Consider the following 26,641-nt stretch of genomic DNA (forward strand, 5'->3'; position numbering starts at 1 on the left):
TCTCTCCGCTCACCCGGCCGGCTGGCTGCTGGATTTGCTCCTTGCGCCGGCATCGAGCTTGCGCTGCAGACGCCAGCTCCGAAACCCCCAGGCACGCCAGGTCATGTCCAGGCGCTGAGCCTCCAGAAGTCGGTCACGTCCGACAAGATCATATTCTGGGCGAGACGGCATCACTTTCTCAATTGCGGGCAAAGCCTGTGGTCCAAGTTGCATAAGGTAGGCGATATCGACCGGCTCGCCGAACCCGATAACTTGCCGACTGTGCGCAACATTATAGTCGGCAATGAACGCGTCGAAGTTCACCAGCGAACAGCTATACAGTACGATCGTTAACGCGATCAGATTGGCACCGACGAGCCACCGGTTGGACCGCTTGAGCGCGATGCGGGCGACGATCAGGATCAGCCCGAGAGCCACCAGCCCCATCCAGATGAAGGCCGCGATGCGCCAATAGGTCAGCATGTAGATGTCGACGTAAAGATCGAGCCGGAGAATGGACGAGGCGACAAGCAGCACGTTTTGCCCGACCCAGAGATAGACCAGCGGCCGGATCACCCTGGATTTCTCGGCCGGCCCACCGGGGCGCATCGCGACCATAACGAAAGCGGCAGCGAGCAGGGCGGTTGCGATCAGCGGATAGGCGCCGCGATGGGCATAGGCCGCATAGGTCATGTTGGCCGGCAGCGCCACATGACCCCAGAGATAGATGCCGTCGAGGACCGACTGGGCCGCGAACAGCAGATTGAACAGGATCAGCGAGCGCAGAATCGTCGAGGCTCCCAGGAACTCCGCCGAGACCATGGGTGGCAGCGCCGGCGGCACGAGGACAGCGGTGACATCGGTGGTGACAACGGTCCTGCGCCGCCAGCGCACATGGATGAACGGCCAGACCAGCGCCAGCATCATGGTCCAGAACAGCACGCGCGGAATGCTGACATGATCGAAGATGAGCCTCGGATTGAGCAGCGACACCCATTGCTCGATCACGGGATTGGCGGCAGCGAACAGCGCGACGAACACGGTGCCGAGCGCCGCCGGCAATAGCCACAGCGCGATGCCGCGGGTGAAGGCCGACATGTTGAAGACCTGGAGCGCCTCGGGGAAGAATCTGAAGGGGCCGAACAGGACAAAGTTGCGCAGCGCGCGGGCGCGGTCGGCAAGGCCGGTCGTTTCAGGATTGGTCGCGAGCAGCAGGGCAATCGTCAGCGAGGTGACGAGGATCAGGAAGGACAGCGTGTTGAGCTCCTCGACCGCTGGCATGAGGCCGGCAACGAGAACGGCTGCGCCGATCCCCGCCCGCCGCAGGTCGAGTGAAGCTTGATTGAACAGCACCGACACGCACACAATCGCGAGCGCAAACAGCGTCAGCGACAGCCCGGTGCGCTGGGCGTAGAACAGCCAGTCCGCGAGGGCGGCCAGCGCCAGTGTGAGGCCGACCTTGGCCGGGATCGAGGAATGCCTGATCGGCTGGATGTCCGCTGCGATCGTCGAAGCCAGGCTCGTCATGTCCAGAACACCTTTCGTGATGGGTGGCATCACGAAGTCTGCACGGCGCTTGCGCAGAAGCCGGGGCCTTCGTCTGCACGGTTTCAGGAGTCTTTTGCAGTTTTCGTGCAGGTGCGCTTTTGCCTCTCGCGCAGCGCAGATCGCCTTGATAGGTGCGAAGCATTCGCCACTCCTAGCGCGTGACGCATCATGCAATTCCTCAATCGCCTCGGTCTCATCCTGCTCTGGCTTGCCGCGCCACTCGTCGCATTCGCGGCTGCGAACAAGAACGATCCCTATCTGCTCGTGCTGCGCGACACCGGAAACATCGCGCTTGTCGTCGCAAGCATCCTGATCGTCATCGTCCTGCTGCGGAGAGGACGCTGGCGCAGCATCGCGGGCAAGCTGCTCGTCATGCTCTGGTGCCTGCCGCCGCTGCTGATGTCGGCGGCGCATCTGAAATTCGAGCTGCGCAAGCGCGACGTCCTCACCGCCAGCGCTGCCGAGACGCGTCAGCTCGGGCCTCACTTCATGGTCGGCTATTCCTCCTTTCCCGAGATCGCGCGCCTTGCCGAGCAGGGATTGATCGGCGGCGTCTACGTCACCAGGCCCAATATCCGCGGGCGGACCATCGAGGCACTGCGCGCCGAGATCGCGGCACTTCAGGACAAGCGGCGCGCCGCCGGTCTGCCGCCGTTGGTCGTAGCCGCGGATCAGGAGGGCGGCATTGTCGGGCATCTGGCGCCGCCGCTGACCAAGGTGCCGGCGCTGGCGACGCTCACGGGACTCGCCCCTGACGACCAGCAGGCCAAAGCCGAAGAGTTCGGCCGTATCCACGGGCGCGAGCTCGCAGATCTCGGCGTCAACCTCAATCTCGCGCCGGTGCTCGATCTGAAGCCGCCGCAGCGGCGCAACCGCCTCGACTTTCACACGCTGATCGGCCGGCGCGCGATCGCGAGCGATCCCGTCGTCGTCAGCACGATCGCGAGCGCCTATGTCCGCGGGCTGGAAGTGTCAGGCGTCGGCGCCACGCTCAAGCACTTTCCCGGCATCGGTCGCGTGCGCACCGACACGCATCATTTCAGCGCCAATCTCGACACCCCTGTCAAGGAACTGGAGGCAACCGACTGGCTCCCGTTCCGCGAGGTGCTGTCGCATTCGCGCAGCGCGCTGATGGTCGGCCATGTCACGCTCACGGCGGTCGATCCTGATCGCGCCGCTTCGCATTCGAAGCGCGTTGTCCAGGGCATCATCCGCGACAAATGGGGCTATCAGGGCGTTGTCATGACCGACGACCTCGTGATGGGCGCGATCTATCAGAACGACGTCTGCAAGGCCGTGGTCGAGGCGATCAATGCCGGCGTCGACCTGCTGCTGGTCGCCTATGATGGCGCGCAATTCTACCGGATCTTTGCCTGCGCCCTGGAGGGATCACGGCTGGGCAGGCTCGATGCGGCGATGTTGCATGCGAGCGCGGCGCGGCTGGAGCGCGGTTTTCCGGCCGAGCAGGCGCGAGCTTCTTCAGGCGCAATCAGCGTCGCGCGTCGGAACTAGCCCTTCGCAAACTGGCGGTAGTCCGGCTCGCGGTGAAACCAGAATTCGTAGCCGGTGATGGCCTTCTGCATGGCGACGTCGTGGATCGGCTGATTGAGCGGGACGACCGGAACATCACGCATGCAGAGTGCGATGAAATCCTTCACCGTCTTATCGTACTCCGCTGCATCCGCGGTGAAGCGCGCCTTATCGATCAGCGCGTCCATCTCCTTGTTCTGGTAGGAGGAGATGTTGAAGATCGAATTGTTGCCGTGAAAATTCCAATAGAAGTAATATTCGGGATAATCCAGCCAGCCGCTGAAGCGGTTGAGCGCGAGCGGCAGCTCCTTCTTGTTGAGCGTCGTGCGCCAGTTTGCGCCGGGGATTTTTTCGATTGACGCCTTGATGCCGATCTTGGCGAGGCTCTCCTGAATCAGGATGGCGGTCGGTTCGCCGACGGTCGCAGTGCCCGCGTCGAGCGACAAGGTCGTCTCCAGACCGGACTCGAAGCCTGCTTCCTTCATCAGCGCCTTGGCTTTGTCGAGATCGGTGACATAGGGAAATGGCTGCGGCCAGACCGGTTTTGAGACTTCGGCAGCTCCGCCGTACATGGGAACGGCGCGCCCGAAGAACGCGCTACTCTGGATCTGTTCATAGGGCATCGCCCAGGCGATGGCCTGTCGCAATTTCACATTGTCGAATGGCGGTTTTGCCGTGTTCAGCGCGACGTACCAGAGCGCATTCGGGATCGGCACGCCGGAGACCTTGACCTTGCCCTCCCTGATGATCTGCTCGAAGTCGCGCGGCGCAAAACCGCTGGAAATATCGGCATCGCCGCGCTCCAGCATGGCGCGGCGCGTGCCGGCCGAGGGCACGTCGCGCGCGATGACGCGCTTGACCTTCGGCAGCGGCCCGCTCTTCCAGTCGTCGAAGCGTGCCAGCACGGTCTCGCTGCCGGGCTTCCAGCTCTCGATCCTGTAGGCACCGCCGCCGGCCTCGTTGTTCTTCAGCCAGGCCAGCGCCCAGGGGTCCTCGGCGGTCGCGTTCTTCTTCGCAAGCTCGGAGTTGATGATGAAGGGCACGACGACGGCGACGTTGAACAGCAGCATCTTGTCCTTGCGCACATAGTCGATGCGGAAGGTATGGTCGTCGACCACCACGAACTGCTCGGGCTTCTCCAGCGATCCCGCGGATATCTGGAAGGTCGGAAAGCCGCCGACTTTCACCGCGCGATCGAACGACCATTTGACGTCCTTGGCGGTCACAGGCGTGCCGTCGTGGAATTTCGCGTCCTTGCGAAGCTTGAAGGTGCAGGACATGCCGTCGGCCGCGACCTCCCAGCTTTCCGCGAGCTCAGGGGCGAGCTTCTCGCGGTCGTACGAGACCGTCCCATCCGGCAGCGTCTTCGAGGCATAGGTGAGCAGGCGGTCGTAGCAATTCCAGGACAGGCCGTTCACGGTCTGGTTGGAGCCGACGCCCTGCATGTCGAGCGAGTTCGGCCCGAGCTCCTGCACCACCAGAAGCGTCTCGCTGCGTCCCTGCGCAGAGGCCAAGCGGGGAGCGAGTGTTGTCATTCCGGCGATGCCGAGGCCGCCGAGCATCAAATTGCGGCGAGTGATGTCAAAAGGTGATGCGCTCATCGGTGTCTCTTTTGCGGGAAATCTACGCCCTAAAGAGGCAAGGCGCATGCCATCGGCCGCGCTTCACGGCGTCGCATCCGCTCCAGGCCTATCTCAACTCCTCCGCCAGGAAATCGACCAGGGCACGCACCTTGGTCGAGGGACGCGGACCCGCGGGGAACACGGCGTAGACGTCGACAGGTGCGAGCTTGTAGCTCTTCAGCACAGGCACCAGCGCACCCGCCTTGATCTCGGGACCGGCCATCACCGGCGAGGTCATCGCGATGCCGAGACCGGCCAGCACGCTCGCGAACACGCCGGGGCCGGAATCGGTGGTGATGCGGCCGCGGACATCGACGGAGGTCTCGGCACCGTTGCGGGTGAACGACCACGTGGTGTGGCCGAACAGGCCGGGACCGAAGATGCAATCATGCGAGGCGAGATCGGCCGGCGTCTTCGGCGTGCCGCGTTTGGTCAGATAGGGCGGCGCCGCGACGAGAAAGCGCGGCAGGGTCGCAAGCTTGCGTGCACCGAAGCCGGAGTCGCTCAGCGGGCCGAGCCTGATCGCGACGTCGGTGCCTTCCACGACGAGATTATGCCGCTCGTCGGCAACCGACAGCTCGACGCGCAGCATGGGATGCGAATCAAGGAATTTCGGCAGGCGCGGAATAATGTGCCTCGTGCCGTAGACGATCGGCATCGTGATACGCAGCGTGCCGCGAAGCGAGTCGACGCCGCGCGCGGCGTCCTCGGCATCCTCGATGTCGGCAAGCACTTCGCGGGCCCGGGTCAGGAACAGCGCGCCGGCATCGGTGACGGTGATGCGGCGCGTGGTGCGCAACAGCAGCTTGACGGCGAGTCGGGTCTCCAGTTCGCCAATGATGCGCGACACCGAGGGCTGCGACAGGCCGAGCTCGCGCGCAGCCTTCGAAAAACTGCCGCTTTCCGCCGCCCGGACGAAAACGGCCAATTCCTGAAGCCGGTCACTCATTTGGAGCTCGAATAAATCTTGTCCGCCATCGCCGTATACCCCTTCATTTGCAAATGATCCAGATAGAGCGGGCCAACAGCCAAAGATGGAGCTTCTCATGGCCCTGCAAGACAAACTCGACGCCTTCAAAGCCGATTTCGAAGGTGGCCGCTTTCCGATCAAACCGACGAAGGAGGCGCTGGACACCATGCATCGTGCCACCGCTGAATTGATCGCCAGCGGCCAGGCCCAGCGCGCGAAGAAGGCCGGCGACAGCGCGCCGGAATTCACCCTGATGGACCCCGACGGCAAGCCGGTCGCCTCGCGCGACCTGCTCGCGAAAGGACCGCTGATCGTGTCGTTCTATCGTGGCGTCTGGTGCCCCTATTGCAACCTCGAGCTCCAGGCCCTCCAGGAGGCGCTGCCGGAGATCGCCACGCGCGGCGCCAGCCTGGTTGCGATCTCGCCGCAGACCGCGCCGAACAGCCGCAAGTCGCAGCGCGACAACAAGCTGTCATTCCCGATCCTGAGCGACGTCAGGAGCGAGATCGCCGATGCCTTCGGGATCCGCTTTGCGCTGCCGCCGCACCTCGTCTCGCTCTACAGGTCCTTCAAGAACGACCTGCCGACGTTCAACGACAATCCGTCATGGGTGTTGCCGATGCCCGCGCGCTACGTCATCGGCCGCGACGGCGTCATCGCCTATGCCGAGGTGAACCCGGACTACACCCAGCGCCCCGATCCGTCCGAGCTGCTGCCGGTGCTCGACCGGCTGCGGGCGGGCAAGGCGGCCTGAGGGACTACCGATCGAGGTGAATACCTGCAAGTGATCGTCATGCCCGGGCTTGTCCCGGGCATCTACGTTCTTTGTGCCGCGTGACAGGCGTGGATGGCCGGGACAAGCCCGGCCATGACGGGAGTGCTACGGCGTGACCGCGCCGCGTGCGACCGCGCGCGGGGCGGTCAGCTCCTTCCAGGTCGAGTTCGCCACGTGCACCGGCGAAAATGCCGGGCGCTCCACATACCGGCCATCGCCCGCCTCGGCGCGCAGATCGCCATCCTTCCAGACGATGCGGCCGCGCGACAAAGTTGCGGCCGGCCCGCCGGTGCAGGCAAAGCCTTCGAACACGTTGTAGTCAATCCGGCTCATCTGCCGCTTGGCGCTGATGGTCTTGCTCGCCTTGGGATCCCACACCACGACATCGGCATCCGAGCCGACCGCGACCGCGCCCTTGCGCGGATAGATGTTGAGAATGCGCGCGATGTTCGCCGAGGTGACCGCGACGAACTCTTCCTTCGTCAGCCGCCCCGTGGCAACGCCCGCGGTCCAGAGCAGCGCAAGGCGATCTTCGAGGCCGCCGGTGCCGTTCGGGATTTTTCTGAAATCACCGAGCCCGAACCGCTTCTGCTTCGTCGTGAAGGCGCAGTGGTCGGTCGCGACCACCTGGAGCGAGCCGGCTTGCAGGCCCGCCCACAGACTGTCCTGGTGCGACTTGTCGCGGAACGGCGGCGACATCACGCGCTGAGCGGAATGATCCCAGTCCTTGTTCTGGTATTCATCGGCGTCCAGCAGCAGATGCTGTATCAGCGGCTCGCCGTAGACGCGCTTGCCCGCCGCGCGTGCCCGCGCGATCGCCTCATGCGCCTCGCGGCAGCTCGTGTGCACGATATAGACCGGCGTGCCGGTCATATCGGCGATCATGATGGCGCGGTTGGTGGCTTCGCCCTCGACCTCCGGCGGCCGAGAGTAAGCATGGCCTTCGGGGCCGGTGACGCCGCGCGCGATCAGCGCATCCTGCATCAACGCGACGACATCGCCGTTCTCCGCATGGACCACGGGCATGGCGCCGAGATGGGCGCAGCGCGCGAACGAGTTGTAGAGCTCGTCGTCGTTCACCATCAGCGCGCCCTTGTAGGCCATGAAATGCTTGAAGGTGTTGATCCCGTAGGTTTTGACCACGGTCTCCATCTCGTCATGGATCTGCTTCGACCATGACGTCACCGCCATGTGGAAGCCGTAGTCGGTTGCCGCCTTCTCGGATTTGTGCCGCCACTCCTGATAGGCCGCGAGCATCGACTGGCCGGGATCGGGCAGGCAGAAATCCACCACCATCGTGGTGCCACCGGCCAACGCCGCCTTCGTTCCCGATTCGAAATCGTCGGCGGTCACCGTACCCATGAACGGCATTTCGAGATGGGTGTGCGGATCGATTCCGCCCGGCATGACGTAGGCGCCGCCGGCGTCGACGATTTCGGCGCCAGTGGGCGCCTCGAGCGACGTGCCCATCGCCACGATCGTCTCGCCGTCGATCAGCACATCCGCGCGGCGCGAATGATCGTGATTGACGACGGTGCCGCCGCGGATGAGGAGGGGCATGGGGGGACTCCGGAGCGAGACGAGGGGACGTTTCGCCGCGAAGGCTAAGCGCGGTGTGCGCCATGCGACAGGCGAAATTTTAGTCAGCCGGTCGTTTTGCCGCGCACTCTCTACGCCGCATGGGCGATCAGTCCGTCGATCATCGCACGCACGAGGCCTGCGATCTCCTTGCGCAGCGCCGGCAAGGGAACGGCGACCAGCTTCTGCTCCAGCCCCAGTGCCACCATGCCATGCACGGCCGAGAACAGGCTGCGCGCGGTGATGCCGAGCTCCTCAGGGCTGCGCTTCGGAAACAGGACGGCCAGCGGCTGGTAGATGTGGCGGAACAGCTGCATCTGGTCGTCGATCGACCAATCGGGCACGGCCTTGTCGGCCTCCATGCGGTGCTCGAACAGCGCGCGCCAGAGTTCGAGATTCTCGGCGGCGAAATCGCAATAGGCAATCGCGATGCGAACCAGCGTCTCCTGCGGCGATGGTTCGCCCGCGCTCTCCGCCGCGCTGAGTACTTCGTCGAGCCGAAGCAGCGTGCGCGAGCCGACGCGGAGGATCAGCTCGTCCACATCGGCCACGAGATTGTAGACAGCGCCATTGGCGCAGCCGATCTCGCGAGCGAGATCGCGGGTTTTCAGGCCGGCCAATCCGCGGCTTGCGATCATCCGTTCCGCCGCCAGGATCAAGTCGGCCCGAAGTTTCTCTCGACGTTCCAAGGCTTTAGACATTTGTTAACCAAAACCGTGAGCGCTGCTCAAATTTATCTTGAGCAACGCTCAAGATGTGCTACAAAAGCACCTGTGAGCAACGCTCATAACAGGGAGCAGCCAATGTTCAAGACCGTAGTGACACTTTTCCGCGGCAGCGTGGCCGCTGCGGGCGAGGAGCTGGAGGACCGGACGGCCCTTCTGATCCTCGACCAGCAGATGCGCGATGCGGCCGCGGCCGTCGAGCGCAGCAAGCGGACGCTGGCGCTGGCGATCGCCCAGGACCAGCAGGAAGGCCGCAAGCTCGAAGCGACGATCGCCCGTATTGCCGATCTCGAGACGCGCGCGGTTGCGGCGCTCGATGGCGGCCGCGAGGATCTCGCCAAGGAAGCGGCCGAAGCCATCGCAGGGCTCGAGGCCGACCGCGATGCGGCGCTGACGGCATGCGCGCTGTTCGCGTCCGAGATCGCCAGGCTGAAGCGGCACGTCGCGAATGCGCAGGCCCGCATCACCGAGCTCGATCGCGGCCGTCGCGTTGCCCGCGCTTCGGAAGCAGTGCGCTCGCTCCGCCGCAGCGGCATCGAGGCAGCCCGCCCTTACGAATCCACGCTGCCGGAGGCGGAGAGCACCTTGCGGCGCCTGCGCGAGCGCCAGATCGAAGCCCAGGCGGCCGATGATGCGCTGGTCGAGCTCGACGCGGCCACCGGTCCGCTCGCCACCGCCGAGAAACTCGCCGAGCAGGGCTTTGGCCCCCGGCTCAAGACGACCGCGGACGACGTGCTGGCGCGGTTGAAGTCCAAGCGCATGCCGACGGCCTGATCTCAAACCCGATCTCTCAAACCCCATCATCATTCGAACCGATAGGAGACCATCATGAACCAGAACGGCCAACCCCACAGCGGCGCCTGGGTGACCTTCACTTACGCGTCCTTCGCAGCCTCCGCCTTCCTCGTCGCGCTCGGCGTCTTCTTCCTGCCGATCGACCTCTGGATGAAGGGCTATCTCACCATGGGCATCGTGATGCTGATCCAGACCTGCGTCACTCTCACCAAGACCGTGCGCGACAATCACGAGAGCAGCCGGCTGGTGAACCGCATCGAGGATGCCAAGGCCGAGCGTCTGCTGATGGAGGTCTCCAAGGCGGCTTGAGGAGCGCGCGCCGAAGCGCGAGGCCATCTGCAGCACGGAGCGGTGGGTGCCGAAGCATCCACCGTTCGCGTCGTGGAGCCATCCCCTGATCGAAGCGCCGCCTCGCGCGATGTGATCGTTTAGGTTTATATCGCGCCTGCGAAATGCAACCGAGCCATGACGGATCGCGCGGGCGCGCGCCCTTGCGCGCCGAAGCGGGCAGGGGCACTCTGCGCATGCGGCGCGCACACAAAACGCCGCCAATAAGATTGCGCGAGGAAGCTCCATGGCGGCGACGCGGATCGACTGCGACATCCACCCGGCGGTTGGTGGCACGCGCACCACGCTGCTTCCCTATCTCAGCGATCACTGGAAAGAACAGGTGGTGAGCCGCGCCATCGACGGGCTCGATCTCACCTCCTATCCGCCGAGTATGCCGTTTTCGGGCCGCGCCGACTGGCGCCTGGCCAATGGCGCAAAGCCCGGCTCTGATCTCGCGATGGTGCAGAAGGGCGCGTTCGAGCAGCTCGGTGCCAGCCACGCCATTCTCAACGTGCTCTACGGTGCGCAGGCCGTGTTCGACGCCTACATGGCGGCCGACTTCTGCAAGGCCATCAACGACTGGATCGCCGCCGAATGGCTGGCACGCGATCCGCGCCTGCGCGCCTCCATCGTGGTGCCGATGCAGGCGCCTGATCTCGCCATCGAGGAGATCGAGCGCCGCGCCGGCGACAACCGCTTCGTCTCCATCCTGGTGCTGGCGCAGGGCGAGACGCTGCTGGGACGGCGGCATTTCTGGCCGGTCTACCAGCTCGCCGAGAAGTACAAGCTGCCGCTCGCGATCCACGCCGGCACGCAATATCGGCAGGCGCCGAGCTCGGCCGGCTGGCCGTCGCATCGCTACGAATATTACTTCGTCGAGGCGCAGGCGTTTCAGGCGCAGATCTTGAGCCTGATCTATGAGGGCGTGTTCGGCAAGTTCCCTAATCTCAAGGTCGTGCTGATGGAATCGGGCGTGAGCTGGCTCCCAGCCTTCATGTGGCGTGCCAACAAGACCTGGCGCGGCGTGCGCGTCGAGGTGCCCTGGGTCGAGCGCGAGCCGGCTGCGATCATTCGCGAGAATTTTCGCGTCACCATGCAGCCGTTCGATGCGCCTGGGGACGCCAGAAGCGTCGAGGAGATCATCGACCAGATCGGCTCCGAGAAGATGTTCCTGTTCGCGTCCGACTATCCGCACTGGCAGTTCGACGGCGACGATCCGATCCCGCCGAACCTGCCAAAGAGCATCATCGCGAAAATGTGCGTCGACAATCCGCTGGAGACGTTTCCGCGGCTGTCGCTCGCCAACTAGTTCCGGAGGTTTCGCATGAGTGAAGTCATCGACCGTCCGCTGCGCGACGACGAGAAGCCCGCCGGAACACGTTTGCGCATCGTGGATTGCGACGTGCATCCGAGCCTGCATTCACTCGACGACCTCAACGAGTTCCTGCCCAAACGCTGGCAACAGCATCTGAGGGAATATGGCAGCCATCTGCGCACGCCGTATCTATTCACCACACCCTACCCGCGCTCCTCGCCGCTGATCGCGCGGCGCGACGCCTGGCCGCCGACCGGCGGGCCGCCCGGCTCCGATCTCACCTTCATGCAGAAACAGCATCTCGATCCGCTCGACGTCGAGTTCGGGATTCTGCAGGTCCTCGACCTCTTCATCTTCTCGCAGCAGAACCTGGAATTCGGCGCCGCGATCCAGCGCGCGATCAACGACTGGCAGTTGGCCTTCTGGTCGCACCGGGATCCGCGCCTGAAGGCCTCGATCCTGGTCGGGCAGGATGGGGTAGACCTCGCCATCGCCGAGATCGAGCGCTGCGCGAAGATCGGCGAATACATCCAGATCAACGTCTCGCCGCGCGCCAACGAGCCGCTTGGCCGCCGCCGGTACTGGCCGATCTACGAGCGTGCCGAGGCGCTCGACCTGCCGCTCGGCATCCATGTCGGCGGTTATGGCGGCCACGCGCCAACCGGCGGCGGCTGGCCGTCTTATTATGTCGAGGAGCACCAGTCGAACGCGCACACCATCGCGGCGCAGCTTGCGAGCCTCGTCATCGAGGGCGTGCCGGAGCGGTTTCCGAAGCTGAAGATCGTCTTCATCGAGGGCGGCTTTGGCTGGATCCCGTCGGCGGTGTGGCGGATGGACCAGCACTTCGAGCGCTTCCGCAGCGAAGTGCCACATCTCAAGCGCAAGCCGTCGGAATATGTCCGCGAGCATTTCTGGTTCACGACGCAGCCGATCGACGAGCCCGACGAGGCGCGGCATCTGCGCGCGCTGATCGAATGGGTCGGCGTCGACCGTCTGTTGTTCTCGTCGGACTATCCGCACTGGGATTTCGACGATCCGCGCTTTGCCTTCAAGACGCCGCTGACCGAGGCCGAGCGGAAGAAGATCTTCAGCAGCAATGCCCGCGCGGTCTACAAGTTCTGAAGGTTTCGAGAGGACATGGCCCGTCACATTGTCGCACGCACCACGGAGATCCCGCCCGGCGGCAACAAGGTCGTCGATATCGCCGGGCGCGATATCGTCGTGTTCCATGTCAATGGCGAGTTCTTCGCCCTTCTGAACCGATGCCCACACGAAGGCGCGCCGCTGGAGAAGGCGGCCTGCGTGGCGCGGCTGACCTCGCCGGAGCCGGGCGTCTACGAGCGCTCGCGCGTCGGCGAGATGCTGCGCTGTCCCTGGCATGGCTGGGAGTTCGACATGCGCAACGGCCAGTCCTGGTTCGATCCGAAACGCGTCAAGATCCGGTCATATCCGGTCGCGGTGGAACGCGGCGAGGAGTTGCAGAAGGGCCCGTATGTGGCCGAGACGTTTGCGGTGCATGTCGAAGACAGTTATGTGATCGTCGAGGTCTGACGCGCTTGTCATTCCGGGGCGCGCGAAGCGCCAACCCGGAATCTCGAGATTCCGGGTTCGATGCTGCGCATCGCCCCGGAATGACTCTCTTGATTGCGCAGCGATCTCGCCATTGCCGATTGAGATTCCAACGCAGGTGCGATATGGCTCTCGCGCTTTCCAGAGGCGGAGATGAGCTTTGTCGAAACAATCCCTGCGTGAGGAGGCCGAGCGCCTGATCCGCGAATCGATGGAAAAGAAGACCATCGTCGTCAAGCAGGGCACGACCCGCATCGAGGCCGTCTGCGGCAAGTGCGGCGCGCCGAACCGGGTCCAGGCGGAAAAAGGCCAGACCCGCGTCAAGTTCGCCTGCAAGAATTGCGGGCACAAGCAGGAGACGCTGTGACAGCTCGGGCGAGTGGCGCCACTAGCGCCGGATCGCCCTGAGGATGGCCGAACCTGCCTTCAGGCCCGACTGGAGCGCACCCTCCATGTAGCCGTAATAGGCAAAGCAGGTGTGCTCGCCCGCAAAATACATCCGCTTGTGAAACGCGCTGTTGAGCAGCGGTCCGGCTCGCGTGACTTCGCCGGGCGCGGGACAGGAATAGCCGGCGCCGGTCCAGGGATCGGCGGGCCACGGAATGAAGTCGGGGGCTGGGAGAGATTGTCCTCATAGCCGCGATACACCTGGCCGATCCGCGAGGCGTAGAATGCATCGACAGCGGACTTGCCGCCGCGCTCCCATTGTCGAAGGGCCTGCTGTGCCGGTCTGCTGCCGGCGAACAGGCTGAGCTCGACCTCGCGACCGCGCGGCGCGATCTGGTTGTCGGTGCCTTCCCATGTGACGCCGAACCGGCTCGAGGTCGCGGCCGGCGCCAGCCCGTGATCGATCCAGAAGCGGCGCTTGACCGGACTGAGGTATTTCACGGCGGTGCCCATCGAGATGTAGTGGTCGGGCGTGAGTTGCGGCGTGATGTTGATCCTGGCGAAGCGACCGCCCGGCCACAGGCTCGGCGGAATCGCGAGCACGACGTAATCGGCGACATGCGGAGCTGCACCCTCCGGCGTGACGGTCACCCCCTCCTTGTCGATGTCGATCGCGATGACCGGCGAGGACAAATGGACCACGCCTCCGACCTTCCTGATCTCCTCGGCAAGGTGCTCGGCCAGCGATTGATTGCCCTCCGAGCAGCGCAGCGTTTCGGTCTGGGTGAAAAAGGCGCTCGGATGCCCCTTGAGTGCGCCGCCGTGGACGACCGCGAAATTGGCGAGCAGGCTTTGTCGTTCGACGGGCTGACCGGCGTCGTTGCTGAACTGCTCCTTCATCGCGAGCTTGGCGAGAGGCGAGCAGTGTTCGTCCTTTATCCAATCGGCCATGGATTGCTGGTCCAGCGCGTCGGCGCCGTGAGTTCGCCAGGGGGCATGCTTGTGGACATGCCGCGCACGCTTGGCCATCCGTCCGAACGATTCCTCCATCTGCTCGAACAGCGTCTTGAGCGCGAGCGGGTTCGAGATCTTTCGACCGTCGAGATAGATCGGCATGTCGAGATCGAGTGCGTCGAAATTCGAGTCCAGTGTGAACAGCGAGAGGCCCAGCCGGAACTGGCGCGCCAGGGCCAGCCACAGCGGATGATTGTAGCCGATCAGCTCACCGCCCGCTTCGACCACGCCGCTCGCCTTGTTCTTGCTCCAGACGCGGCCGCCGACGCGTTCGCGCGCCTCGAAAATCGTCACGTCGCAGCAATGGGCGAGCGTGTAGCCGGCCATCAGGCCGCCGAGTCCCGCTCCGACGATCGTGACACGCGGCCGTCGCGCCACCCGCGCCGGGCGCGGCATGTCGCGGGGAGGTGTGGCCGCCGTGACGACCATGGCGTTCGCGAGCGTCGCACTGACCAGCTTCTGACGGTCGAAGCCGATGAACTTCTTGCCGTAGCGGCGATTGAGCCGTGCGTAAATCGAGCGCATGAGCAAATCCTCGGATCACAATCAGATCGAATAAAAATGGTCGGGGTTGCTCGACGCGGCTGGCTGGGCCAACCCGCGGGGCTCCCGGTAAATTGACGCATTATGCGATCAACGATAGCCTGCAACCTTCGGTCGTGTCTAGGGCGGGGGCTTAGGTATGGCATCAGTCGCAAAAGCAAGGACTCGTGCCGGCAAGCGTGCGGCCGGCAAGACTGCAAAGCGTGGAGCCAAAGCCGCGGTCGGCGCCACTAAGCCCGTCGTCGTTCCCGGCAGCACTCGTCCGCCGACTGCGGGCGCCAAACGTCTGCGCGCCGAGAAGCCGGGTAAACGCGTCGAGATCACCCTGACGCTGCGCGGACCGAAGCTGCCGGATGCCAGACGGCTCGGAGGCCGGGCGCTGTCGCGAGCCCAGTTCAAGGCGAGGTACGGTGCATCGAAGAGCGACGCAGATAAGGTGTCGCGCGTGTTGAAGACGTTCGGCCTGAAAATCGAAGGCGTGTCGCTCGAGACGCGAAGCATGCGTGTGAGCGGGACCGTCGCGCAGATGGAGACGGCATTTCAGCCGCGTCTCGGCGTCTATTGGAGCGAGGACCAGGGCGAATTTCGCGATCGCGAGCACGATTACAAGATTCCTGTATCGCTCAAGAAGATCGTGACCGCGCTGATTGGATTTGGTCAGCGGCGCGTGATGTGGAGGAGCAGGGCAAGGATCGGCGCCGGGCTGACGCCGCTCAGTCCCTCAGCTTTGGAAGCACTGTATCACTTTCCGCCCGGAGACGGCGCGGGCCAGCAGATCGCAATCGCCGAGTTTGGAGGCGGCTATTTCGCCGAGGACCTCGCGCTCTATTGCAGGAAATTCGGGCGCAAGAAGCCGAAGGTCGAGATTGTCTCGATTGACTGGACGGTTCGCAACCGCAGGCAAATCGAGCGATTGCCGCGAGACGATCGCAAGGACGCGCTTGGCGATACCGGCGAAGTGATGATGGATGTCGAAGTGGTCGCGGGTCTGGCGCCGGGAGCCAGGCTGTCGGTCTACTTCGCGAATTTCGATCAGAAGGGCTGGATCGATCTGTTGAATCGCGTGATCATCGACCGACCGGTGGCACTTTCGGTAAGCTGGGGCTCTGCGGAGGATTCCACTGATTGGTCGCCGGCCGCGCGCACGGCCATCAACGAACGGCTTCAGGCGGCTGCGGCGCTTGGCATCACGATCTGTGGGGCGTCGGGTGACGACGGCACCGGTGACGAGGAGGCGGACGGGGCCGCACATGTCGATTTTCCGAGTTGCAGTCCGTTCGTTCTTGCGGTCGGCGGCACCATGATGACGCGGCTCGCGGGCGAGGTGACGGAGCAGGTGTGGTGGGAGACGCCGGGACGCCGCATGAAAGCGGGCGGAGGTTCAACCGGCGGCGGAATCAGCGAGATATTTCCCCGGCCGGCGTGGCAACGCGGCATCGATATCAGGTCCCTGAACAGCGGGCGGCACGGTCGTGTCGTGCCTGACATCGCGGCGCTCGCGGGTCCACCGGGTTACGCAATGATCTTCCGGGGCAAGCCGGATTATGGTGGCGGGACCAGTGCATCCGCGCCGCTCCTCGCCGCACTCATCGCACGCGTCAACGCGCTATTGCCACCAGAGAAGCGGCAGCGCTTTCTGGCGCCGTTGCTTTACCGCAGGTCACCCCTGCTTCGACGTCCGATGGGGGAGTTCGTCTGCCACGACATAACGGTCGGTCACAACGCATCGCGGCCAAAGCCGGGCGTCGGATATGAAGCGAAGCGAGGGTTTGACGCGGTATCCGGCTGGGGCGTGCCAATCGGAAGCGCGCTCCTGCTGGCTTTGGGGTGATCAGCCCGGCTAGCTTCCGTCCACGAACCTCTTGAACGCCTCCGCATAGTCCGGATGCCATCGCGACAGCGGCGGGCGGTTCTCGACGATGTCGCCGGCGGCCCACAGCATGCGCTTCTCGTCCAGTGCCCGCGGTACGTCGTTGTCCGGGCACAGGATATAGAAGTCGCCGGCCTCCAGCCGCGTCAGCATGAAATCCACCGTCTGCTCTGGCGTCCAGGCGCCCGCCGGCTTCTCGGTGCGACCCTTCGCGGTGAGGCCGGTGAAGACGAAGCCGGGGATCAACAGATGCGCGGTGATCTTGCAATCCCTGGTGTTGCGGAGCTCGTGCTGGAGCGCTTCCGTGAACGCCTTCACGCCGGCCTTGGAGACGTTGTAGGCGGGATCGCCGGGCGGCGTGGTGATGCCTTGCTTGGAGCCGGTGTTGATGATGAGGCCCGCCTTGCGGCGCGCGATCATGTTCGGCGCGAAGATCCGCGAGCCGTTGATGATGCCCCACATGTTGACGCCGATGATCCGCTGCCAGTTGTCGGGCTCGGCGAACAGCGTACTGCCGGGCTGAATGCCGGCATTGTTCATGAGGATGTCGGTGCCGCCAAAGCGCTCGCCCACGGCGCGCTCGAGTTCCGCCACGCTCTCGGTCTTGCCGACATCGACGGCGAACGTCATCACATGTGTGGCGGACGTGATGGATGACAGTTTTGTTCCGGATTCCGCCAGCCGTGCCTGATCGACATCGGCGATGCACACCTTCATGCCGGCGCGCGCAAAGGCCGTGGCGGCGGCTAGTCCAATGCCGGATGCGCCGCCCGTGATCACGGCAACATTGTCTTTGACGATGGCGGAATGTGGCATGGTTGGTCTCCGGAGCAGGGGGTGGGCCGAGCTATAACATGGCGCCCATTCGACCCTGCACAAGTCGGCATGGCAGGGCTTCGTTCCGCGCTGACTTTACGCCTTTCCGGCAGCGCTGTATTCTCTTCGACCTAACGATCCCGCGCAGATCGAACCAATCAATCATTTGACAGGGAGTGCAGCCATGGCTGTGTCGCAGGCTATTCCGATCACGCGCCATCCGTTCGCCAACGGGTCCTACAAGCAGATGCTGATCGACGGCAAATGGGTCGATGCGGCCTCCGGCAAGCGCTTCGAGACTCACAACCCTGCCACCGGCGAGCTGCTCGCAACCGTCGCGGAGGGCGACAAGGAAGACATCGACCGTGCGGTCGCTGCCGCCCGCCGCGCCTTCGAAGGCCCGTGGAGCAAGATCAAGCCGTTCGAGCGGCAGAACCTGCTGCTCAAGCTCGCCGACCTCGTCGAGAAGAATTTCGACGAATTGTCGCAGCTCGACACGCTCGACATGGGCGCGCCTCTCAGCCGCACCCGTGCCTATCGCCTGCGCGCCGTCGGCATGCTGCGCTATTATGCCGGCCAGACCACCGCGATCCATGGCGAGACCATCGAGAACTCGCTGCCCGGCGAGATCTTCTCCTACACGCTGAAGGAGCCGATCGGCGTCGTCGGCGCCATCATCCCCTGGAACGGTCCGCTCACGGCGACGATCTGGAAGATTGGCCCTGCGATCGCGACCGGCTGCACCGTGGTGCTCAAGCCCGCCGAAGAAGCGCCGCTGACCTCGCTGCGCATCGCCGAGCTCGCGATGGAAGCCGGCATTCCGCCCGGCGTCGTCAACGTCGTGCCCGGCTATGGCGAGACCGCGGGTGCCGCGCTCGCCTCGCATCCTGACGTCGACAAGGTCGCCTTCACCGGCTCGCACATCACGGGACAGTCGATCATCCGCGCCTCCGCCGGCAACCTCAAGCGCGTCTCGCTCGAGCTCGGCGGCAAGTCGCCGGACATCGTGTTCGCCGACGCCGATCTCGATGCCGCAGTTCCCGGCGCAGCGATGGCGGTGTTCGCCAATTCGGGCCAGATCTGCAGCGCCGGCACCCGCCTGTTCGTCGAGCAGTCGATCTACGAGGAGTTCGTTGGCCGCGTCGCCGAGTTCGGCAAGAAACTCCAGGTCGGCAACGGCCTCGATCCCAACACCCAGATCGGCCCGCTGGTCTCTGAGCAGCAGCTCGAGCGCGTCACCGGCTATCTCGACATCGGCCAGAAGGAAGGCGCACGCGCGCTCGCCGGCGGCGGCCGCGTCACCGAAGGCGCGCTGTCGAAGGGCTTCTTCGTCTCGCCGACGGTGTTTGCGGGCGTCCAGGACAACATGCGCATCGCGCAGGAGGAGATCTTCGGCCCGGTCATCTCCGCGATCGCGTTCAAGGACATGGACGAGCTGGTCAAGCGCGCCAACAACACCACCTTCGGCCTCGGCTCCGGCCTGTGGACGCGCGACGTCAGCAAGGCCCATGCGGTTGCGAAAAGCTTGCGCGCCGGCTCGGTGTGGGTGAACTGCTACCAGGCGATGGACCCGGCGGTGCCGTTCGGTGGCTACAAGATGAGCGGCTACGGCCGTGAATCCGGCAAGCAGCACGTCGAGGAATATCTCAACGTGAAGTCGGTCTGGATCAAGACCGCGTAAGACTTTCTCCCTCTTCGCCTCTCCCCGCGTGCGGGAGAGGCCGGAATTCAAACGCAGTTTGAATTCCGGGTGAGGGGGAGTCTCCGCGAGCCCAACTCTCGGCATTTTCCCGGAGGCAGCCCCTCACCCCGACCCTCTCCCCGTAAGAACTGGGAGAGGGAGAAGAGCTGTGGTCTTTTCAGATCGCCGCCCCTCGCTATATGATCCACGTCCTTCCATAGCCATTTCGGGGCCAGCATGAAATTCGAGGCGTTGTTTCAACCGTTGCAGGTCGGTCCGTACAAGCTCGCGCATCGCGTCGTGATGGCGCCGCTGACGCGCATGCGTGCCGAGCGCGAGAGCTTTTCGCCGCGGCCGCTCAACGCCGAATATTACGGCCAGCGCGCAACGAAGGGCGGCCTGATCATCGCCGAAGCCTCGCCGGTGCTCTCGCACGGCCGCGGCAACCCGGCGACACCGGGCATCTATTCGGAGACGCAGATCGCGGGATGGCGTAAGGTGACGGATGCCGTGCATGCCAAGGGCGGCATCATCTTCCTCCAGCTCTGGCATGTCGGTCGCGTCTCGCATTCCTCCTTCCATGGCGGTGAGCTGCCGGTCTCGGCTTCGGCGATTGCGATCAAGGCCGAAGGCATGAAGGCGATGACCGCCGACGGCAAGATTTCCGAGTACGAGACGCCGCGCGCGCTGGAGACCGACGAGGTCAAGGACATCGTCGAGGCCTTCCGGCAGGGCGCCAAGAACGCGCTTGCCGCCGGCTTCGACGGCGTCGAGATTCACGGCGCCAACGGCTATCTGCTCGAGCAGTTCCTGCAATCGCGCAGCAACCAGCGTACCGACCAGTATGGCGGCTCGATCGAGAACCGCGCGCGGCTGCTGCTCGAGGTCACGCAGGCCGCGATCGACGTCTGGGGCGCGAACCGCGTCGGCGTGCGGCTGTCGCCGCACGGCATCGCCAATGATTCCGGCGAGCCCGATCCGATGCCGCTCTACACCCATGTCGTGAAGGCGCTCGACAAGCTCGGCCTTGCCTATCTGCACTTCATCGAGCCCCGCTCCAGCGGCGCCGGCCGCGCCGACGTCCACTGGGAGAACGTGCCTTCCGCGATGGTGCTGTTCCGCCCGCACTACAGCGGCGTGCTGATGACCGCAGGCGGTTTCACCGGCGAGACGGCGAATGCCGCGATCGCCGATGGCCACGCCGACATCATCGCCTTCGGCCGTATCTTCATCTCCAACCCCGATCTGCCGTACCGCCTTGCGCACGACTACCCGATCACGCCGTACAACCGCGCGACGTTCTACGGCGGCGAGGAGAAGGGATATACGGATTATCCTGTTTATGATGAGCTGACGCCGGCGTAAGTCGCTGCCGTAAGCCGGATGGAGCGTAGCGAAATCCGGGATTTTTCCCCGCGTCGAGAATCCCGGATTGCGCTTCGCTCCATCCGGGCTACGGGGCTATTGCGTCGCCCCGACTGACACCACAAACTCCGTCATTGCGAGCGCAGCGAAGCAATCCAGAATCTTGCGGCGGCGGCAGTCTGGATTGCTTCGCTGCGCTCGCAATGACGACGGAGAGACTACCATGGCCAAAGCCGCAGTCGCCGCAGGAACCGCCACCGGCCAATGCCTCTGCGGCAAGGTCACCTTTGAGATCGACGTTCCCGCGCGCTGGGCCTGGCATGACCATTCCGCCGCCAGCCGCCGCGCCCATGGCGCGGCCTACGCCACCTATGTCGGCAGCTGGAAGAAGCGGTTCCGCGTCACGTCAGGCAAGACCGCGCTGACCCGCTACGAGGACAAGGCGACCAGGACCACGCGCAGCTTCTGCTCGCATTGCGGCACGCCCATCGCCTATGAGCGGCCTCGTGGCCCGCACATGGTCAACATCCCCCGCGCGCTGTTCAAAGAGCGCACCGGCCGCCAGCCGCTCTACCACATCGCGATCGAGGAGCTGCAGGAATGGGCCTATACCGGCGAGCCCTTGGTGCCCCTGAAGGGCTTTCCCGGCGTGGTCTGGCAGCGCTCGAAAAAGAAGAAGCGCGCTAGCGGCGAGAACCCGTTCGAGCTTGGCCGCGAGGAGGCGATTTAGCCTTCGCGCTGGCCGACGTCGCCGAGCGCGGCGCGGCCCTCTTCGCTGGCGGCTTGGCCGGCATCGTCGCCACGAAATCGAGCGCGCGCTTCACCCAGATTTTGAGCCCGGCATCGGTGCGCGTGCCCTCATCAGAGACCCTCACGAACCCCGTCATGATGCGCCCGCGCATTTCCATTGGGCTCGTGTGCGGCTCCTTCAGCATCCGCGCATGCGCCTCTGGGCCGACGCGAAACAGCATGCCGCCGCGGCCGCTGATGGTGCAGCACATCACGTTGTCCACCATGAAACAAAGCCCGCCCATCATCTTTTCCGCGACGTGGCGTTGGCGCGCCAGCAACTTGCGAACCCGCGCGGCGGTGCCTTCGTCGTAGGCCATGACGGTCCCTCCGGCTTCCGCCTATCCTTCCAGCTTCTCCTCGCGCGCGCAAGGCAGCCATGACAGCGCTTCCTTGCGCGCCTGCCAAGACTTCGGCCATCATGCTTTCCGTCCTTGCGGCAACGTCCGCTCCTGGAGGAAACATGAAGAACAAGATCGCCGGCCGCTCCGCCTTTCTCGCGCTGCTCAAGGACGAGGGCATCACGCATCTGTTCGGCAATCCCGGGACCACCGAGCTGCCGATCATGCATGCGCTGAAGGACCATCCTGACCTGACCTATGTGATGGCGATGCAGGAGAGCCTAGTGGTGGCGATCGCCGACGGTTACAGCCGCGCCTCGGGAAAACTCGTCGCCTGCAACGTTCATGTCGCGCCGGGCCTCGGCAATGCGATGGGCTCGCTCTACAACGCCCAGTTCACGGGCACGCCGATGATCTTGACCGCGGGTCAGCAGGAGCAGGGCCACGGCCTGATGGAGCCGGTGCTGTACGGTCCCTTGGTGCGCATGGCCGAGCCGCTGGTGAAATGGGCGGTCGAGGTGACGCGGCTGGAGGATTTGCCGCGCATCGTGCGCCGCGCCGCCAAGGTCGCGATGACGCCGCCGACCGGGCCGGTGTTCATCTCGCTGCCCGGCGACATTCTCAACAGCGAGGCGGGCATCGATCTCGGCCGCTCGACCCGTATCGACGCGCGCACAAAGCCTTCGGACGAGGTGTTGAAGGCGTTCGCTGCGCGGCTGCTAAAGGCCGAGCGGCCCGCGATCGTCACGATGGACGAGGTGGTCAAGAGCGACGCGCTGAAGGAGGCAGCCGAACTCGCCGAGTTGCTCGGCGCCGCTGCCTACCAGTCCTCGACGCCCTATGGCGCGCACTTCCTGTCGGAGAGCCCGAGCTTCGTCGGCACGCTCGCGCGCGTGCAGAAAGTCGCACGCGATACGCTGGCGCCGCACGATCTGCTGGTCGCGCTCGGCGGCGATCCCCTGCGGATGTCGGTCTATAGCGAGGTCGATGCGCTGCCTGATGGGCTTGGCATCGTGCAGATCGGGCTCGTCGATTGGGAGATCGCCAAGAACTACGGCGCCGAGATCGCGCTGAAGGCGGACGTCAAGGAAACGCTGCGCGCACTGATCCCGGTGCTGAAGGAGATGGGCGGCGCGGCGCTCGCGAGGCGCGCCAGGGAGCATCTCGCTGAGCTCGCGCCGAAGAATTGGACCGCGCGCCGCGCCGCTTTGGTCGAGCAGATCGGCAAGAGCGCGAGCCGCAACCCCATCGATCCCGATTATCTCGTGCTGCAAATGGTCGAGGCCATGCCCGACCATGCTATCCTGGTCGACGAAGGCCTCACCTCCAGCCGTCAGATCACCAATCTGCGTCCGCATCGCGACCGCTATGGCTATCACGGCCTTGCCTCGGGCGGCATCGGCTGGGGCCTGCCGGCCTCGGTCGGCGCCAGCATCGCCAATCCGGATCGTCCCGTGGTGTGCTTCTCCGGCGACGGCAGCGCGATGTATTCGATCCAGTCGCTGTGGACGGCGGCGCATCACAAGCTGCCGCTCAACGTCGTCATCGCCAACAATGGCGGCTACCGCATCATCAAGCAGCGCCTGCTCGCCTTCCACGGCGATGACAATTTCGTCGGCATGGACTTTGTCGATCCGCCCGTTGATTTCGCCGGAGTGGCGAAGGCGCTCGGATGCGAGGCGATCAAGGTCAGCGATGTCAGCGAGCTGAAGGCGACGCTGGCGTCGGCGTTCAATCGGCCAGGGACGAAGCTGATCGAGGTGATGGTGGATGGGAAGGTGTAGACGGAGCACACTCCGCTCTGCTCCCTCCTCCCCTTGCGGGGGAGGGCGGGGGAGAGGGGTGGCCCGGGAGGCGGTGTTGCCGTCGTCGAGAATAGGTCGTGCGCTGCAGAGAGTCCCCGTGTGGCACCCCTCTCCCTAGCCCTCCCCCGCAAGGGGGGAGGGAACGCAGCGGTGTTTGTCGATGCAGTGTGGCTGATCGCCTGAAGTAAGGACTGCTCGCAGCTACCCCTTCCTCCCCACCCGATACCCCGCCGCCGGATGCGGTGCGTCGAGCCGCGCGCGACCGCCGCCGAACAGCTTCTCCCGCAGCGTGCCTTTCGCATATTCGCTTTTGTACCGCCCGCGCTTGGTCAGCTCCGGCACCAGCATGTCGGCGATGTCCTCGAAATCACCGGGCGAGATCGCGAACGCAACGTTGAGGCCGTCGACATCGGTCTTCTCGAACCAATCCTCGATCTTGTCGGCGACGCTTTCGGGCGTGCCGACCACAACCGGGCCGGCGCCGCCGATGCCGACATGCTCGATGACGTCGCGCACGGTCCAGACGCGGTCCGGATCGCCGCGGGTGACGTTGTCGAGCGCGCTACGGCCGGCGTCGTTCTGCACGTGACGCACCTGCTGATCGAGCTCGTAGCCGGAGAAGTCGATGCCGGTCCATCCCGACATCAGGGCCAGCGCGCCTTCCGGATTGATGTGCGAGCGGTAGTCGGCATATTTCGCTGCGGCTTCGGCTTCGGTGTTGCCGAGGATGATCGTCATCATGTTGAACATCAGGATCTCCGCCGGATTGCGGCCGAGCGCGGCGGCCTCCTGGCGGATCGCGGAGACGCGCGGCGCGATGATCTTGGCCGACGGTCCCGACATGAACACGCATTCGGCGTGCTTCGCCGCGAATTGCCGCCCGCGCGGCGAGGTGCCGGCCTGGTACAGCACGGGCGTGCGCTGCGGCGATGGCTCGCTGAGGTGGATGGTGTTGTTGATGCGGTAGTTCGCGCTCTCGTGGTTGATGCGATGGACCTTGCTGGGGTCCGTGAAGATGCCGCGCGCCCGGTCGCGCAGCACCGCGTCGTCCTCCCAGCTGCCTTCCCAGAGCTTGTAGACGACCTCCATGTATTCGTCGGCGATGTCGTAGCGGTCGTCGTGTCCGGCCTGCTTGTCCTTGCCGGCGCCGCGCGCGGCGCTGTCGAGATAGCCGGTGACGACGTTCCAGCCGATCCGTCCTTCGGTGAGATGATCGAGCGTCGACATCCGCCGCGCGAACGGGTAGGGCGGCTCGAACGAGAGATTGCTTGTGACGCCGAAGCCGAGATTCTTGGTCACCGCCGCCATCGCCGACAGCAGCAGCAGCGGCTCGTTCGACGGCGTCTGTGCTGCATTGCGCAAGGCCGCGTCAGGGCTGTTGCCATAGACGTCATAGACGCCGAGCACGTCGGCCAGGAACAGCCCATCGAAACGGCCGCGTTCCAGCGTTTTGGCAAGGTCGATCCAGTAGGGCAGGCGGTTATACTCGGCGGTGCGGTCGCGCGGATGGGTCCACAGGCCCGGTGACTGGTGTGCGACGCAATTCATCGCAAAGGCATTGAGCCTGATCTCTTTGGCCATGCTGGTCCCCTGGCGCCCTGTACTGAGCGCTCTTCGAATGATAGACGTGCGCCCCAATCTCGCGACGTTCTTGCATATCGCTTGCCCTTGGCAAGGCCAAAATCAGCGGCGCTCCCGCCCCTGGCAAGCCAATCTCAAGCGAGCAAGAACGAAATCCCAAGAGAACTGCAAGAGAACTACAAGCGATCTATAAGAACTGCCCAAGTCCCCGCCACTTTCGAAGGACACCCTGTCTCGGATAGGGTCCTTCGTCGCAAAGCCTCGAAAAACAAGTCATGACCAGAGCCGACGCCATCGCCCGCGCCCGTGAGGATTTCCAGTCCGGCGCTTTCCTCGCCGAGCTCGACCGCCGCGTCGCCTATCGGACCGAAAGCCAGAACCCGTCGCGCGGTGTGGAACTGCGCGCCTATCTGGAACAGGAGATGATGCCCTCCTTCGCCGCGCTCGACTTCACCAGCCGGATCGTCGAATCCCCGAGCGGCAAGGCGCCGTTCCTGTTCGCCGAGCATCAAGAGAGCGCGTCCGCGCCGACCGTGCTCGTCTACGGCCATGGTGACGTCGTCGACGGCATGGAAGGCGAGTGGCGCGACGGCCGCGATCCCTGGCGCACGACGGTTGCGGGCACGCGGCTCTACGGCCGCGGCACCGCCGACAACAAGGGCCAGCACAGCATCAACATGGCCGCGCTCCGCGCGGTGCGCGAGGCCCGTGGCGGCAAGCTTGGCTTCAACGCCAAGTTCATCGTCGAGATGGGCGAGGAGATCGGCTCGCCTGATCTGGGCAAAGTCTGCGACCTCAACCGTGACGCGCTCAAGGCCGATTTGTTCATGGCCTCCGACGGGCCGCGGCTCTCCGCTGACCGTCCGACGCTGTTCCTGGGATGCCGCGGCGGCATCCGCATCCATCTCGACGTGAATTTGCGCGATGGCGGCCATCATTCCGGCAATTGGGGCGGCGTGCTCGCCAACCCCGCGACCATCCTGGTCAACGCCATCTCCACCTTGGTTGACGGCCATGGCCGCCTCCAGCTCGACGCGCTGAAGCCGCCGCGCCTCACCAACCAGATCCGCAGCTATCTTGCCGACGTGCAGGTGGTCCCGACCGCGGACGAGCCGGCACTGGCGGAGAACTGGGGTGAGGAGGGCCTGTCGGCGGCCGAGCGGCTCTATGCCTGGAATACGCTCGAAGTGCTGGCGATGTCCTCGGGCAATATCGAGAAGCCGGCCAACGCCATTCCCGGCCATGCCAATGCCGTGCTGCAACTGCGGTTCGTGGTCGGCACCAAGGTCGACGGCCTGATCGAGGCCATCCGCGCGCATCTGGTTCAGCACGGCTTTCCGATGGTCGAAGTGCGGGCGGCGCAGAGCTTTGCCGCCTCGCGCACCGATTTCGACAGCCCCTGGATCAAATGGGCGGCGGATTCGGTCCAAAACACCACCGGCAAGCCGCCGGCGGTGCTGCCGAATTTCGGCGGCTCGCTGCCCAACGACGTGTTTTCCGAGATTTTGGGACTGCCGACGATCTGGGTCCCGCACTCCTATCCCGGCTGCTCCCAGCATGCGCCCAACGAGCACATCCTGCTGCCATTGACCGAGGAGGCCTTGACGGTGATGGCCGGGCTGTTCTGGGATCTCGGGGAGTTGCCGCAACCGTTAACCTGAGCCTTCGGTCCAGCCAAAAGTCACATTCTATTCCGGCCCGTTTTGTGCTTGC

At 64.6% G+C, this 26,641-nt stretch carries 23 protein-coding genes; 14 read left to right on the forward strand and 9 right to left on the reverse strand.

Translation table 11 applies throughout. The features are described from left to right. Nucleotides 1-9 precede the first annotated feature (9 nt). A complete protein-coding gene (locus QA642_RS05890; RefSeq protein WP_283083818.1) occupies nucleotides 10-1,506 on the reverse strand; it encodes a DUF4173 domain-containing protein in 1,497 nt (498 codons plus the stop codon). A gap of 189 nt (nucleotides 1,507-1,695) precedes the next feature. On the opposite strand from QA642_RS05890, the gene QA642_RS05895 reads away from it, so the two are divergent. After that, a complete protein-coding gene (locus QA642_RS05895) occupies nucleotides 1,696-3,039 on the forward strand; it encodes a glycoside hydrolase family 3 N-terminal domain-containing protein (protein ID WP_283083819.1) in 1,344 nt (447 codons plus the stop codon). Here the strand turns inward: QA642_RS05895 and QA642_RS05900 are convergent. Beyond that, entirely contained in the window at nucleotides 3,036-4,658 is a 1,623-nt protein-coding gene (locus QA642_RS05900; RefSeq protein WP_283083820.1) for an ABC transporter substrate-binding protein, read from the reverse strand. The genes QA642_RS05895 and QA642_RS05900 overlap by 4 nt on opposite strands. An 88-nt stretch (nucleotides 4,659-4,746) precedes the next feature. Beyond that, nucleotides 4,747-5,628 carry a LysR substrate-binding domain-containing protein gene (locus tag QA642_RS05905; protein ID WP_283083821.1) on the reverse strand — a complete coding sequence of 294 codons (882 nt, stop codon included), beginning with the start codon at nucleotides 5,626-5,628 and terminating at the stop codon, nucleotides 4,747-4,749. A gap of 97 nt (nucleotides 5,629-5,725) precedes the next feature. On the opposite strand from QA642_RS05905, the gene QA642_RS05910 reads away from it, so the two are divergent. Continuing rightward, a complete protein-coding gene (locus QA642_RS05910; protein WP_283083822.1) occupies nucleotides 5,726-6,403 on the forward strand; it encodes a peroxiredoxin-like family protein in 678 nt (225 codons plus the stop codon). A 126-nt stretch (nucleotides 6,404-6,529) separates the two neighbouring features. Here the strand turns inward: QA642_RS05910 and hydA are convergent, their stop codons facing one another. Beyond that, a complete protein-coding gene (gene hydA, locus QA642_RS05915; RefSeq protein WP_283083823.1) occupies nucleotides 6,530-7,984 on the reverse strand; it encodes a dihydropyrimidinase in 1,455 nt (484 codons plus the stop codon). A 110-nt stretch (nucleotides 7,985-8,094) separates the two neighbouring features. Next, complete coding sequence (locus QA642_RS05920) at nucleotides 8,095-8,703, reverse strand: TetR-like C-terminal domain-containing protein (RefSeq protein WP_283083824.1); 609 nt, start codon at nucleotides 8,701-8,703, stop codon at nucleotides 8,095-8,097. A 102-nt stretch (nucleotides 8,704-8,805) separates the two neighbouring features. Between QA642_RS05920 and QA642_RS05925 the strand changes: the two genes are divergently transcribed. The 6 genes from QA642_RS05925 to QA642_RS05950 all read left to right on the forward strand — a co-directional run bounded on the left by QA642_RS05925 (nucleotide 8,806) and on the right by QA642_RS05950 (nucleotide 13,103). Continuing rightward, entirely contained in the window at nucleotides 8,806-9,501 is a 696-nt protein-coding gene (locus QA642_RS05925; RefSeq protein WP_283083825.1) for a PspA/IM30 family protein, read from the forward strand. Nucleotides 9,502-9,555: 54 nt separating this feature from the next. Next, on the forward strand, nucleotides 9,556-9,831 hold the full coding sequence (locus QA642_RS05930; protein ID WP_128954061.1) for a YiaA/YiaB family inner membrane protein: 276 nt from the start codon (nucleotides 9,556-9,558) through the stop codon (nucleotides 9,829-9,831). A 265-nt stretch (nucleotides 9,832-10,096) separates the two neighbouring features. Further along, the gene (locus QA642_RS05935) at nucleotides 10,097-11,161 is read left to right on the forward strand and encodes an amidohydrolase family protein (protein WP_283083826.1); all 1,065 of its coding nucleotides are present in this window, start codon (nucleotides 10,097-10,099) and stop codon (nucleotides 11,159-11,161) included. Nucleotides 11,162-11,176: 15 nt separating this feature from the next. Next, complete coding sequence (locus tag QA642_RS05940; RefSeq protein ID WP_283083827.1) at nucleotides 11,177-12,289, forward strand: amidohydrolase family protein; 1,113 nt, start codon at nucleotides 11,177-11,179, stop codon at nucleotides 12,287-12,289. A gap of 15 nt (nucleotides 12,290-12,304) precedes the next feature. Then, a complete protein-coding gene (locus QA642_RS05945; protein WP_283083828.1) occupies nucleotides 12,305-12,718 on the forward strand; it encodes a Rieske (2Fe-2S) protein in 414 nt (137 codons plus the stop codon). A gap of 178 nt (nucleotides 12,719-12,896) precedes the next feature. Continuing rightward, nucleotides 12,897-13,103 (forward strand): hypothetical protein, encoded by a 207-nt coding sequence (locus tag QA642_RS05950; RefSeq protein WP_025033895.1) that lies wholly within the window; start codon nucleotides 12,897-12,899, stop codon nucleotides 13,101-13,103. A gap of 59 nt (nucleotides 13,104-13,162) precedes the next feature. On the opposite strand, the gene QA642_RS05955 is transcribed toward QA642_RS05950, so the two are convergent. After that, nucleotides 13,163-14,662 carry an FAD-dependent oxidoreductase gene (locus QA642_RS05955; protein ID WP_283083829.1) on the reverse strand — a complete coding sequence of 500 codons (1,500 nt, stop codon included), beginning with the start codon at nucleotides 14,660-14,662 and terminating at the stop codon, nucleotides 13,163-13,165. Between the two features lie 652 nt (nucleotides 14,663-15,314). Between QA642_RS05955 and QA642_RS05960 the strand changes: the two genes are divergently transcribed. Continuing rightward, nucleotides 15,315-16,511, forward strand: a complete 1,197-nt coding sequence (locus tag QA642_RS05960) for a S53 family peptidase (RefSeq protein WP_283083830.1) — start codon at nucleotides 15,315-15,317, stop codon at nucleotides 16,509-16,511. A gap of 9 nt (nucleotides 16,512-16,520) precedes the next feature. Here the strand turns inward: QA642_RS05960 and QA642_RS05965 are convergent, their stop codons facing one another. Next, nucleotides 16,521-17,366, reverse strand: a complete 846-nt coding sequence (locus tag QA642_RS05965) for an SDR family NAD(P)-dependent oxidoreductase (RefSeq protein WP_283083831.1) — start codon at nucleotides 17,364-17,366, stop codon at nucleotides 16,521-16,523. 184 nt (nucleotides 17,367-17,550) lie between these two features. Between QA642_RS05965 and QA642_RS05970 the strand changes: the two genes are divergently transcribed. The 3 genes from QA642_RS05970 to QA642_RS05980 all read left to right on the forward strand — a co-directional run bounded on the left by QA642_RS05970 (nucleotide 17,551) and on the right by QA642_RS05980 (nucleotide 21,142). Beyond that, a complete protein-coding gene (locus QA642_RS05970) occupies nucleotides 17,551-19,047 on the forward strand; it encodes an aldehyde dehydrogenase family protein (RefSeq protein WP_283083832.1) in 1,497 nt (498 codons plus the stop codon). Between the two features lie 237 nt (nucleotides 19,048-19,284). Next, a complete protein-coding gene (locus QA642_RS05975; RefSeq protein ID WP_283083833.1) occupies nucleotides 19,285-20,412 on the forward strand; it encodes an alkene reductase in 1,128 nt (375 codons plus the stop codon). 223 nt (nucleotides 20,413-20,635) lie between these two features. Then, nucleotides 20,636-21,142, forward strand: coding sequence for a GFA family protein (locus QA642_RS05980; protein WP_283083834.1), 507 nt, complete (start codon nucleotides 20,636-20,638; stop codon nucleotides 21,140-21,142). Here the strand turns inward: QA642_RS05980 and QA642_RS05985 are convergent. Next, nucleotides 21,096-21,521: a TfoX/Sxy family protein gene (locus tag QA642_RS05985; protein WP_283083835.1), complete on the reverse strand. Its 426-nt coding sequence runs from the start codon at nucleotides 21,519-21,521 to the stop codon at nucleotides 21,096-21,098. The two genes, QA642_RS05980 and QA642_RS05985, sit on opposite strands and share 47 nt — an antisense overlap. 143 nt (nucleotides 21,522-21,664) lie before the next feature. On the opposite strand from QA642_RS05985, the gene QA642_RS05990 reads away from it, so the two are divergent. Continuing rightward, nucleotides 21,665-23,326 (forward strand): thiamine pyrophosphate-binding protein, encoded by a 1,662-nt coding sequence (locus tag QA642_RS05990; RefSeq protein WP_283083836.1) that lies wholly within the window; start codon nucleotides 21,665-21,667, stop codon nucleotides 23,324-23,326. Between the two features lie 222 nt (nucleotides 23,327-23,548). On the opposite strand, the gene QA642_RS05995 is transcribed toward QA642_RS05990, so the two are convergent. Continuing rightward, nucleotides 23,549-24,928, reverse strand: a complete 1,380-nt coding sequence (locus QA642_RS05995; RefSeq protein WP_283083837.1) for an LLM class flavin-dependent oxidoreductase — start codon at nucleotides 24,926-24,928, stop codon at nucleotides 23,549-23,551. A gap of 275 nt (nucleotides 24,929-25,203) precedes the next feature. Between QA642_RS05995 and QA642_RS06000 the strand changes: the two genes are divergently transcribed. After that, entirely contained in the window at nucleotides 25,204-26,589 is a 1,386-nt protein-coding gene (locus tag QA642_RS06000) for a M20 family metallopeptidase (RefSeq protein WP_283083838.1), read from the forward strand. Nucleotides 26,590-26,641: the final 52 nt, after the last annotated feature.

This window comes from Bradyrhizobium sp. CB2312, from assembly GCF_029714425.1.
In the GTDB taxonomy this organism is placed as follows: Bacteria; Pseudomonadota; Alphaproteobacteria; order Rhizobiales; family Xanthobacteraceae; genus Bradyrhizobium.